The sequence below is a fragment of the Nostoc sp. NMS8 genome, assembly GCF_017115045.1.
Classification (GTDB): domain Bacteria; phylum Cyanobacteriota; class Cyanobacteriia; order Cyanobacteriales; family Nostocaceae; genus Nostoc.
In genome coordinates this window covers 131495-143992 of the sequence record NZ_JABXKK010000096.1, presented here as the reverse complement: position 1 = coordinate 143992, position 12498 = coordinate 131495, and the positions used below count along the sequence as shown (strand labels likewise).

Annotated in this window: 7 protein-coding genes and 2 pseudogenes; 4 read left to right on the top strand and 5 right to left on the bottom strand. The window is 43.5% G+C overall.

The features are described from left to right. The 4 genes and pseudogenes from HWQ39_RS22610 to HWQ39_RS22595 all read right to left on the bottom strand — a co-directional run. Nucleotides 1-2831: AAA-like domain-containing protein (locus HWQ39_RS22610; RefSeq protein WP_292849773.1), on the bottom strand; the 2831-nt coding region annotated here is incomplete at its 3' end. Between the two features lie 237 nt (nucleotides 2832-3068). Then, a complete protein-coding gene (locus HWQ39_RS22605) occupies nucleotides 3069-3557 on the bottom strand; it encodes a restriction endonuclease subunit R (protein WP_366932294.1) in 489 nt (162 codons plus the stop codon). Between the two features lie 66 nt (nucleotides 3558-3623). Beyond that, a pseudogene (locus HWQ39_RS22600) lies at nucleotides 3624-5264 on the bottom strand (AAA-like domain-containing protein). A gap of 60 nt (nucleotides 5265-5324) precedes the next feature. Next, a complete protein-coding gene (locus HWQ39_RS22595; protein ID WP_292849771.1) occupies nucleotides 5325-5513 on the bottom strand; it encodes a hypothetical protein in 189 nt (62 codons plus the stop codon). A gap of 276 nt (nucleotides 5514-5789) precedes the next feature. Between HWQ39_RS22595 and HWQ39_RS22590 the strand changes: the two genes are divergently transcribed. Beyond that, nucleotides 5790-6518 carry a 2-phosphosulfolactate phosphatase gene (locus tag HWQ39_RS22590; RefSeq protein WP_292849769.1) on the top strand — a complete coding sequence of 243 codons (729 nt, stop codon included), beginning with the start codon at nucleotides 5790-5792 and terminating at the stop codon, nucleotides 6516-6518. 37 nt (nucleotides 6519-6555) lie between these two features. Here the strand turns inward: HWQ39_RS22590 and HWQ39_RS22585 are convergent, their stop codons facing one another. After that, nucleotides 6556-7086: a hypothetical protein gene (locus HWQ39_RS22585; RefSeq protein WP_292849767.1), complete on the bottom strand. Its 531-nt coding sequence runs from the start codon at nucleotides 7084-7086 to the stop codon at nucleotides 6556-6558. Between the two features lie 521 nt (nucleotides 7087-7607). On the opposite strand from HWQ39_RS22585, the pseudogene HWQ39_RS22580 reads away from it, so the two are divergent. The 3 genes and pseudogenes from HWQ39_RS22580 to apcB all read left to right on the top strand — a co-directional run. After that, nucleotides 7608-10901: pseudogene (locus tag HWQ39_RS22580) on the top strand (phycobilisome rod-core linker polypeptide); the annotation flags it as partial. Between the two features lie 369 nt (nucleotides 10902-11270). Beyond that, nucleotides 11271-11759, top strand: coding sequence for an allophycocyanin subunit alpha (apcA, locus tag HWQ39_RS22575; RefSeq protein WP_292849765.1), 489 nt, complete (start codon nucleotides 11271-11273; stop codon nucleotides 11757-11759). Between the two features lie 65 nt (nucleotides 11760-11824). Then, a complete protein-coding gene (gene apcB / locus HWQ39_RS22570) occupies nucleotides 11825-12313 on the top strand; it encodes an allophycocyanin subunit beta (RefSeq protein ID WP_292849763.1) in 489 nt (162 codons plus the stop codon). The last annotated feature ends 185 nt before the right edge of the window (nucleotides 12314-12498 follow it).

Below are 12498 nucleotides of genomic sequence, written 5' to 3'. Positions count from 1 at the left end.
AGAGTGGTAATTTCTTTACGCGTGTCGAGATTCCACAATTTGATCTTCTTGTCAGCACTGGCGGAAGCTAAAGTTTTGCCATCCGAGCTGAAGACGACGCTGTTGACTGAATTGCTATGCCCACTCAGAGTGGTAATTTCTTTGCGCGTGTCGAGATTCCACAATTTGATCGTCTTGTCAGTACTGGCAGAAGCTAAAGTTTTGCCATCCGGGCTGAAGACGACGCTGTTGACCGAATTGCTATGCCCACTCAGAGTGATAATTTCTTTGCGCGTGTCGAGATTCCACAATTTGATCGTCTTGTCAGTACTGGCAGAAGCTAAAGTTTTGCCATCCGGGCTGAAGACGACGCTGTTGACCGAATTGCTATGCCCACTCAGAGTGATAATTTCTTTGCGCGTGTCGAGATTCCACAATTTGATCGTCTTGTCAGTACTGGCAGAAGCTAAAGTTTTGCCATCCGGGCTGAAGACGACGCTGTTGACCGAATTGCTATGCCCACTCAGAGTGATAATTTCTTTGCGCGTGTCGAGATTCCACAATTTGATCGTCTTGTCAGTACTGGCAGAAGCTAAAGTTTTGCCATCCGGGCTGAAGACGACTCTATAGACCCAATCGCGCCCTCTTAGAGTGGTAATTTGTTTGCGCGTGTCGAGATTCCAAAATTTGATCGTCTTGTCACGACTGGCGGAAGCTAAAGTTTTGCCATCCGGGCTGAAGACGACGCTGTAGACCCAATCGCTATGCCCTTCCAGGCGATTTTGTTCACGAATTTTAGTACTAGTACTAGATAGAATTGTCTGTAAACTAAACAAAGGGCTGTATGCTGGATAGTCTGCTAAAGATTGTTTATCCTTAACCAGATTTTTTAATGTTCCTGCCGCCTGCATTGCTAATAGCAGAGCATCAAATTTCCTGGAAGTTTGACGAAATAGCTGCAACGCATTTGTTCCATCTTGTTCCAATTGCGTAGCCGTTAAAGCCACTTTTCTGGCTGCTTCTGCCTTTTTGAGTTCCTCCACAGAAGTTTTACGAGCATTGACTGCCTCTTGCCGTTGTTGAATTGCTTGGTTTGCCTGGATTTCAGCTTGACTAGCCTTTGCACTAGCTGCTACCACTTTGTTTCGGGCTAGTTTCAGGTTTTGCTGTGCCTGATTCACGTTGTTATTTGCAACATTCAGTTTTGAGGTGGCATTACTAAGATTCCGTTCTGCCTGTGCTGCCTGTTTTGATATCCTTTGATTGTCGCGTGATATTCGCTGATTGTCGCGTGATATTCGCTGATTATCTTGCCTGGTTGCTGCGGTTTCTGTCTTCGCCTGATTTAATTCGGTTTGGGCATTATCTGTTTTTGCCCTTGCTGTTCGTGCTTGTCCCAATTGATATTCAGCAAATATTAATGAGGCAAATGCCCCCAGCACAGTCAGTCCTAACACCAAAGAACCAATACGAATCCGTTGATTAGCTTTATAGTTCGCCTCTGCTAATACTCGCTTTGCTTGTTTCTCTGCTTCCAGCCTTTTCTGTACATCGCGCTTTTCCAACTCTTGGCTAGCAGCTAAAAACTGATAATCTAAATCACTCAAACTTTTACCTGCTGCCCATTCTTGGGCATCTTGCAAAGTCTTTCCCCGCAACAAGCGCGACTCATCTTGACGTTCCGACTCAACCCAGGCATTAAATGTATCGGAGTAGGGGCGCAAGTTTGCTAAAATCTTGCCACACCATTCTTGTTTAAACACCTCTGCATAAATCCGGTTATAAATTCGCAGCTTCCCCTCCCGCCTCACCACCAATCCTGTCAACCGCAATTCTGTTTGTTCAAAACTGTCATCAGTTGCTATCTCTCCCTGCTGCAAAATCTGCTGACACAACCCCAACAATCGCCCAGTCCTTCGTTCCCCACTCCGCAAAATTCTGTCTCGAATCGTCTTCAAATGCTCTGGCTCATCTTGTCCTTCCCAATTCTCAATAATCCGCCTTCTTACCACCCCTTCCACCAACGCCTCAATTTGGGATTTCTCCTCGTCTCCACAAGACGCGATAAATCGCGTTTCTACAGGGCATTCCTCAATTAACAACTTACAAATTTTCTGCGTCAAAAATGGCTGTCCCCCCGTCCAAGCCAGCACCGCCGCCATTGCCTCTTGAGGATTTCCCGTTGCTGCCAAACCCTCTGCTAAGGGTTGCGCCTCTTGGAGTTGAAAGCCAGTTAAATCTATTGCCTGTCCAATATTAAAAGGTGTCCGGCGTTTATCTTGAATCAAGTTTGAAGGTGTAGATACGCCAATCAAAGCAAAGGTGAGGCGATTATATTCAGGATGGTCTGCTCGTCGGTTATAGCAATCGCGGATAACTGCAAAAAAGTCATCTAAGTTGAATGAAAGACTCAGAATGCTGTCAATTTCATCAATAAAAATAACAATCTTTCCAGTAATTGTTTTTAGTAATATTGTTTCAATAAACTTGGTCATACGCTGTACTGGTGAAAGCAAACCGTTATCAGTCCACCAAGTATTTAAATCAAAAGTTGTATAAATATTAAAACTTCCCACCAGACTATCAATCACCCCGGCATACCACTGTTCTGGGGTAATATCTGCCGTCCCAATAGCTGTAATATCAACAACAGCACAAGCAAATCCCTCAGTTTGCAACTGCTGCATTACCTGCACCCGCAAGCTAGATTTCCCTATCTGCCGGGAATTGAGTACATAACAAAAATTCCCAGCCTTCAAGCCTTCATAGAGGTCATGGTCAGCTTGCCGTCTAACATAAGTTGGTGCATTTTGAGGCAGACTACCACCGACTTGATACTGGTACTGGGTCATAAACAATTCAAAATTCAAAATTCAAAATTATGAAGTCCAAGCTAGTTTGGTTTTGGTATGGTGCGTTAGCCAATGGCATAACACACCCTACAAGATTATGAATTACGAATCAAATGAGCTAGGTGTTTTAACACTTTCAAGACAATATATATGTCATCACGACTATCTAAAGCAAACAAATCAGATAGAGCGTATTGTGGAGTTTCAGTTTTTAGCAGTTTGATAAATCTAAATTCATTACCATTGGTGACAAACCCAAAAACAGGTTTTGCCGAAGTTGCATCTACCAACATATATATAAGCCAATGCTTGTGGAATTGCTGGCACTAAGGAGTAATCTGCTCGTTTTGCCTCAATAACGAGAACCCAAAGTGGAGGATGGAACACTAAGATGTCAATACGTCCTCTGATAATCATGCCTTCGTCTTCAGAAGAAATTCTGACCTCTTGTTCTGAGGCGATGTAGAAAGGCGGTTGATAAAAACCTGCTAGACGCAATAGTGGAGATAGCACTACCATTTTGACTACAGGTTCTAAAATAGGATATTTCGATAGATGCAAATATTCTATCTTGACTTCGTTGAGAGATTGCTTTTCTAAATCACTCAACTCAGGTAAATCTTGCTGCCACTCTGAAAAAAAAAGTTCATCGTCTGCAAGGTGTAGACCAAATTCATCGATGAATTGGACTAGGGTGATATCTTTTCCTTGAATAACTTGAACCATTGTTGAGCCTTTTAGTTAAATGGTAATTGCAGATGAAAGTATTTCAGGTCTTCCTAATGTAGTTTTTTAATTTTTAATTCCCAAGCGATCGCAAAAATATTGACGATATAATTCACATAGTGGCATTACTTCATTGCCTTGAAACTTAACTAACCCCATACTGCGGAGTTTAAACGCTTCAGTTGTGCCTACATCCACGGCGCGATTTGCCATCATCACTTGTTTGAGGGCAGCTAGCAATTCTGCATCCTCTTGCAAATTCAGCCAATGGCGGCGTAAATGGTCACTGTAAAGCCCTTCCTGAGTTGCCGCGATTTTTTGCAGATTTTCCAGCGTCATCCTACCACGGGCAATTTGGTAAAGCGCCACTCGCACTAAATAAGGATGACCACCCACCAGTGTCATTAATTCTTCAATTTGTGACTTAGACCAATTGAGTTTGTGACGTTGTACCAAGTTTTGTACTTGTATCTGATTTAAGTCTGGTAACTCAATGGGTAAGCCGACATTAAAAGGCGACTGATTAATGTTGAGCGGTATATAAACTTCCTTAGAATGCACAATCACCAACCGGAGATTTTTCCAAACTGTCTCATTCTTTGACCGCTCATGCCAAGCTCGTAGCAATCCAAAAAAATCAGCAGCAATTATGGGATGCTTGAAGATTTCATCGACTTCATCCAAACCCAAAGCTACGGGGCTATTAATCGCGGGTAATAAATACCTTTGAAAGTAATTTGTACATTTATTCTTGCTACCTAAAACACCCTTCCAATACTCATCTAATTTCTCGGGTAAATTCAATTCGTAGGTAATGCTGGCGCAGAACCACTGCAAAAACTGATCTAAATTAGCGAGAAATACTGCATCGGCTGACTGGAAATTTACAGGTGCAGTCTGATAACCATGTTGACTAGCATGATGGAGAACCCGCGACATGAGCGAAGTTTTGCCCATCTGCCGGGGAGCTTTGATATGAATTAAGGCCCCTGGTTGAAGAATCGCTTCATAACAGTCTACCTCAATAGGCGATCACTCCACATAGAAAGCAGAGTTTAGAGATACCTGTCCTTCTGGATTTTCTAAGGAGATTGCTGGTTTTATTTCGATATCGGGAATAGTTTCCTTAGCAGAGATAGCACCTTGCGGATTGTTCCGACTTTTTAGCACTGGGGTGGAAGACTCTGGAATACTTTCTAAATCAATAGCACTACAGCCAAACTCATAAGCATCTTCATAAGACCTATCAGCGCCCAGTGCATCATAAAAGCCTACCGCAAATTTAATTGCGGCGCGATCGCCAATTGCCCGATTCATCCCAACTACACAGTTAATGTGTTGGTAAATAGCCTCAGCTTGCACCTCGCTATAACAGGCATTTAATAATATACACTCAACTTTGTCTTTAAATAACTTAAATAGCCTTGCCAGTGACTCTGTACTCACCAGCTGCATTTGCCCTGTGTTATTTTCCAAGGCTAAACCTTGATTTCCTCCCCCATGTCCAGAAAAATGGATGATATGAGGATTATGATCTAAAAGCGCACGCCGCAAATCATCAGGCCGCACCGCCCATTTAGTAATCAGTTCAAACTTATCTCGGCTTCGAGAGCGTTTCAACCCTTCCTGAATTTCCCTTACTTCCTCGTCTAAGCGGAGTTTATCTGTCGTCGTCGGATTAGCTGACACAATCAGGATTTTTTTCACAGCGCTATCAACTATTGAATGCAGGCTTCTGACTTAGATGTAGTTTACTACAGCAAACAACTAGACAATTCCTAATAGCACATTACCGTGAATGAGTCTTTGAACTCCGTGAATGAGTTTTTGAACTCCATTAACGAGTCTTTGAACTCCGTGAATGAGTCTTTTAGCTCCGTTAACGAGTCTTTTAGTATGTAGGGTGTTATCGCCCTTGAGTACAGTACCAAAATCATCGGATGGTGTGTTAGCCAAAAGAATAACGCAATGCCAGTTCGCTCAAGTCGGGAAACCCTTTCGGCAGTCGCTCATGCGGGAAACCCCCTGTTCTCGCGCTGCCTCACCACACGACTGGCTCCCCTACGTGTATTTCAAAAATCAAATATGAGTCCTATACCAGGCAAGGATTTTAGGACTTATGTATACACCGTATCTCCCTATAGGGGGAGAGTATACTTCAAGACATTTTAAACATCCTTTAAGAATGCGATAATCCTCCCATGTCTTTGTTTTAACTCTGTCTTTATTTGTATGATTTACAATCAATTAGAATTTGATTTACGCTGTGAGTGGGGGCCACAAGGAGTTGCTCAACTTGCTCCCATCAGTGATGTAGTTGTGATAGTTGACGTTCTCTCTTTTTCTACCTGCGTGGAAATCGCCACCAACAAGGGCGCGATAATTTTTCCTTACGCAATGAGAGATGAATCTGTCATAGATTATGCCAAATCAGTGCGAGCAGAGTTGGCAAGTCATAGACAACGTTGGACTATAAGTGGATATTCTCTCTCGCCAAAATCGGTAGCTCAGATTCCTGCTGGAACTAGACTAGTTTTACCATCACCTAATGGTTCTTTTCTTACCTTACATACTGGGAATATACCAACTTTGGCTGGTTGCTTGCGAAATTGCCAAGCTGTGGCGGAGTTTGCTCAAAAGTATGGTGATAAAGTCGCTGTGATTCCTGCCGGTGAGAGGTGGAAAGAAGATGGTAGCCTACGTCCTGCATTTGAAGATTTAATTGGTGCTGGGGCAATTCTCAGTCATTTACAAGGTAGTTTATCACCAGAAGCCGAAGTTGCCGTGACAACATTTCAGGCTTTCCAGAAGGATTTACTAGGATACTTGAAAAAATGTAGTTCGGGTAAAGAGTTGATTGAAAAAGGTTTTGAGTCAGATGTTGAACTGTCTGCCGCCTACAACGTTAGTGATTGCGTACCTTTCTTTACTGATAATGCTTATGTAAATTACACCCCATAGGCTTAATCAAACTCAAAAATTACGAATTACGAATTAATTAAACGTCGCACTGATTAGTTTGGCAATATTTGGCATTATCTATAAACTCTTGCAACTTATTCAAGGGAATTATCTGTAATGATGACCCACCTTGTACCTCAGCAGCGATGTAAGCAAACTTTTGTCCGCGATAAAATTGGTCACGTCCAACTTTGGTGACATACCGAGACTTCTGGAAATCATTGCCAATATTAGAATTATAAATATTTTGTAACAGTTTCACCGCATTGGCATTTTTTGTGGTGAATTTGAGGCGTTTATCACCACTAACAGTTATGCCTTCTTTATTCACTGTCCCATTTTCAGAAGTGACATCAGCATAGAAGTATAAATTTCCCTTTGTACCCTCGTAGCCGTGGGCTTCACTGTTGTATCTCAGAGTTGGTAATAGAGGTCTAGTCTTTGCCCACTTCACAACGCTACTGATATTTTGCTCTGGAAGTGCATTTGCCGGAGCGACAGCTAAAATAACTGCGATCGCAGACAAAGTAACATTAAATAAATAGTTAAAATTAAAACTTTTGTGCATAGTATTTCCTCTGTATATAAATACTGACTATTTGCAGATTCAACCAGCACCAATTAAGAATTACTTCCTATGCGGTATCAGTTGCGAATATGAGTTCTTTAGTAGCAAAAACAACTTAACACTGAGTAGTAAGCACTGTCCAGTGACTAAGTACAACATTTATTAATTCGTAGCAAATTCTCCGCGTACCTTTGCGCCCCTATGCGTTTAAATGAAAAATAAATTCAGTAGACAAGTTCCCAACCTACTACTTTGTTACAAAACTTAGACTTAATCTCAGACAAATTGGAGTATGCACTTTTAAGACTGGAGACATTTAAGATACATGTTCTACATACTTCTTAATAAATCCGCCTTGAGAACGCAAAACGTTCTAATCTAAAAGCTAACTGGGTTAATTAACTGGCAGTTTTGCAGGCAATACTCTCAAGCTCATAAAGCATAGACACAGCGATGTGTCAAGCCTCAAAACAATCCAGACTTAACATATAAACGCTTATGATGGGAGTTTTACAAATCCGATGAGTGTTAAGGCGAGTGGTGGAAGCTCGGTTGCGCGTCCGCAACTATATCAAACTCTAACTGTATCCACGATTATCCAAGCAGAGCAGCAAGACCGCTTCTTGGGAAATGGTGAATTAAATGAACTGGCAAGCTATTTTGCATCTGGTGCAAAGCGTCTAGAAATTTCTCAGACACTAACGGACAATGCCGAGATTATTGTGTCTCGGGCTGCCAACCGGATTTTTGTCGGTGGTTCGCCAATGGCTTTTTTAGAAAAGCCCAGAGAAGTAGAACTAGTAACTGTTGGTGGTGGGAAAGATGTTAGAGAAGACCTCAGACTAGGAACTGTAACCTACGTTGAAAGTCGTGGTGGGTTCCTAGAAAATTTACGCTCAATCTTTAACTCATCCCCCAGCGGCCCGACACCCGCAGGTTTCAGACCAATTAACATTGCTCGTTATGGCCCAAGCAACATGGCCAAGAGCTTGCGGGATTTATCCTGGTTCTTGCGCTACGCTACTTATGCGATCGTTGCTGGCGACCCCAACATCATAGCGGTGAATACACGGGGTTTGCGGGAAATCATTGAAAATGCCTGCTCTGGTGAAGCAACGCTGGTAGCTTTGCAGGAAATCAAAGCTGGCTCACTTTCCTTTTTCCGCAACGATGCTGAGGCTACAGAAATTGTGTCTCAGTACATGGATGTTTTGTTAACAGAATTCAAAGCAGCCACACCTTCAAATAAAGTGCGCCAACGCCCCTCTGGCGACCAGCAAGGGTTGCAACTGCCGCAAATTTACTTTAATGCCGCAGAACGTCGTCCCAAGTTTGTCTTGAAGACTGGGTTATCAGCCACCGAAAAAAATGAAGTAATCAAGGCCGCATATCGGCAAATCTTTGAGCGCGACATTACCCGTGCTTATAGCTTATCCATATCTGACCTAGAATCCAAGGTGAAGAATGGCGACATCACGGTGAAAGAGTTTGTCCGTCGTTTAGCTAAATCTCCCCTTTACCAAAAACAGTTTTACCAGCCTTTTATTAACAGCCGAGTCATCGAACTAGCTTTCCGTCACATTCTAGGACGGGGGCCAAGTAGCCGCGAAGAAGTACAAAAATACTTCTCGATTATTTCTAAGGGTGGTCTACCAGCTTTAGTAGATGCCTTAGTAGATTCTGCTGAATACAGCGACTATTTTGGTGAAGAAACAGTACCCTACCTGCGGGGTCTGGGTCAAGAAGCACAAGAATGTCGCAACTGGGGGCCGCAGCAAGACCTGTTTAACTACAGTGCGCCTTTCCGCAAGATACCTCAGTTCATTACCACATTTGCGGCTTACGAGCAACCGTTACCAGATCAACATCCCTACGGTTCTGGTAATGACCCATTAGAAATTCAGTTTGGGGCGATTTTCCCGAAAGAAACTCGCAACCCCAGCACCAATCCGGCTCCTTTTGGCAAGGATACCAAACGCATCCTAATTCACCAAGGGGCAGGGATTAATAACCAAAATAGTAATCCCAGGGCGCGGGGTGAAGCTCCTGGTACTCTTGGGCCTAAGGTATTCAAGTTAGATCAACTGCCTGGTACTAGAGGTAAAAAGGCTGCCAAAAATTCTAGCGTCAGATACTCCGAAAGCTCCACGCAAGCATTGATTAAAGGTGCTTACCTGCAAGTTTTCGGTCGCGATCTTTACGAAGGTCAGCGACCGAAGGTATTGGAAATCAAGCTGGAAAACGGCGACATCTCGGTGCGAGAGTTTATCCGTGGTTTGGCTAAGTCAGATGTGTTCCGCAATCTGTACTGGTCATCGCTGTATGTTTGTAAAGCGATCGAGTATATTCACCGCCGCTTGTTGGGTCGTCCGACTTATGGTCGTCAAGAAATCAACAAGTACTTTGACATCGCTGCAAAACAAGGCTTTTACGCGGTAGTTGATGCCATTATTAACAGCGTAGAATACAGCGAAGCCTTTGGTGAAGATACAATTCCTTACGAACGGTATCTGACTCCTGGTGGTGTAGCAGGGCGACAATTGCGCGTTGGTAGCATTGGCGAAGATATCGGCACCAAAGTCAAGAAGGAAGTAACGCCGAGTTTTGTGACACTAGGTACAGTGACAGAAAATCGGTCAGAACCAGATATTCAGTTCCGTATTAACCAAGGTGTCAGCAAGCAACGGGAACAAACCAAAATCTTCAAGCTTGTGGCTAATACCAGTGACAAAGTTGCAGTCAAAACTTTGATTAGCGCTGCGTATCGTCAGATTTTTGAGCGGGATATTGCACCCTACATCGCCAAAAACGAATTTACAGCGTGGGAAAGCAAGCTGGGGAATGGCGAAATTAGTGTGAAGGAATTTATTGAAGGTTTGGGTTATTCTAACCTCTACCTGAAAGAGTTCTACACACCTTACCCCAACACCAAAGTGATTGAGTTGGGAACCAAACACTTCTTGGGGCGTGCGCCACTAGACCAAGCAGAAATCCGCAAGTATAACCAGATTTTGGCTACTCAAGGTATTCGTGCCTTTATTGGTGCTTTGGTAGATAGTGTGGAATATAACCAGGTGTTTGGTGAAGATACAGTGCCTTACCGTCGCTTCCCGACCTTACCTGCGGCAAACTTCCCCAATACAGAGAAGTTGTACAATCAGCTTACCAAGCAAAACGATGACGTGGTTGTACCAAGCTTTAAGCCAGTACAAGCCCGTGTCGGGGCTAGTAACAATACACCGCTAGTGCTACAAGCGATCGCAGATATAGCAGCACAAACAAATGGTAAGCCATCCTTTGCGGAACTGGGTCGTTCCTACAACGATGCTAGCGGACAATCGGTGGAACAAGGTGTGCGTAAACATGCACGCATTTACCGTCTAACAGAAAATACCAACCAAGCCGAAAAACAACAGGCAATCAACGCCATTTATCGGCAAGTGTTGGATGTATTTAGCGGTGAAGTGCCTGATAATTTCCGCCGTACTGACTTAGATAGCAAACTCCAGAATGGTGAAATTTCCGTCCGCGAGTTTGTGCGTGAACTAGCTAGTTCCCAAATCTATCGCCAGCGCTTCTTGTCACCTTATCCTCATGCCAAGGTCATTGAGTTCCTCTTCCGCCATCTGTTGGGGCGTACACCCGCAACTCAGGAAGAAATTCGCCAGTACAACAAGCTGCTAACCGATAGTGGTTTGTCATCTGCTGTAGAAGCCATAGTCGAAAGTCCAGAATACAACCGCTACTTCGGTGAAGATGTTGTGCCTTACAACCGCTTCCCATCTCTGCCAGCAGGTAACTACCTCGGCAGTGTAGCGGTTGATTAGGGAATAGGGAGTAGGGAGTAGGGTACAGATTATTTCCAGTACCCTATGCCCCACTCCTAACCTTTCGTAATACTGCTCTCAGATTGCTGCTAAAAGAGTAAATTCTGAAAAGCAATATTACAAAGTATTAAGAGCAGTCATAAATGCTCAACAGAATGCCGGAAAATGTTTTGCGGAAGGTAATTGAGTTTAAAAGCTAGTTGACTTATGTTGACTCAAGCAAACTCGTAATTTATTAGCCGTAGCAGTTGTAAAACGGTTGTGTCTAAAAAAACGAAAATAAACTCAGTAAACCAAATCTAAAGTCGCACCAGTTTAATCAAATCCTGGTTTCATTCGTACTGGAGGAATCCATTAATGAGTATTGTCACGAAAGCTATCGTGAATGCTGATGCAGAAGCCCGCTACCTCAGCCCTGGTGAGTTAGATCGGATCAAGTCCTTTGTTGCAAGTGGTGAGCGACGTGTGCGGATTGCTCAAATTTTGACAGAAAATCGCGAACGTCTTGTTAAGCAAGCTGGCGATCAACTGTTCCAAAAGCGTCCTGATGTTGTGTCTCCTGGTGGTAACGCTTACGGTCAAGAATTGACTGCTACCTGTCTGCGTGACCTAGATTATTATCTCCGCCTCATTACCTACGGTATTGTTGCTGGTGATGTTACCCCCATCGAAGAAATTGGTGTTATCGGTGCCCGTGAACTGTACAAATCCTTGGGAACTCCTATTGATGGTGTTGCTGAAGGTATCCGTGGGCTGAAGAATGGAGCTTCTACATTGCTCTCTGGTGATGACGCTAGTGAAGCTGGTGGCTACTTCGACTACCTAGTTGGCGCCCTTCTAGGATAAGTTGAAACTGTTTACCTACTGAAACAGAAGTATTGCAATACGGTTGGAAATAAGGAATTAACAACATGGCTCAAGACGCAATTACCGCTGTCATTAACTCGGCAGACGTTCAAGGTAAATACCTAGACAACAATGCTTTAGAGAAGCTAAAAGTTTACTTCTCCACTGGCGAACTGCGGGTACGTGCTGCTAGCACCATTAGCGCTAACGCTGCTGCGATCGTTAAAGAAGCTGTAGCAAAATCTTTGCTATACTCTGACATCACTCGTCCCGGCGGCAACATGTATACCACCCGCCGCTATGCTGCCTGCATTCGTGATTTGGATTATTACCTCCGCTACGCTACCTACGCTTTGTTGGCTGGAGATCCTTCCATCCTAGATGAGCGTGTACTAAACGGCTTAAAGGAAACCTACAACTCCTTGGGCGTTCCTGTTGGTGCTACCGTGCAAGCTATCCAAGCAATCAAGGAAGTAGCTGCTAGCTTGGTAGGTTCTGACGCTGGTAAGGAAGTCGGTGTTTACTTAGACTATATCTCTTCTGGCTTAAGCTAAGAGCTAGTTTGCGCTTAAGAATTTAGGTGCGGCTTTATTAAGGTCTGGAAATCAACCGTGAGTGCTAGAACGTTATATTGCTTATCTTGGTAAATTATCAGTGATGAGTGTTGGTGGTCTAGTATTGATGTTTGATTTCCAGCCTTGGAATGATTAAAAGATTTGCACTCAAGATTTTGAGATAA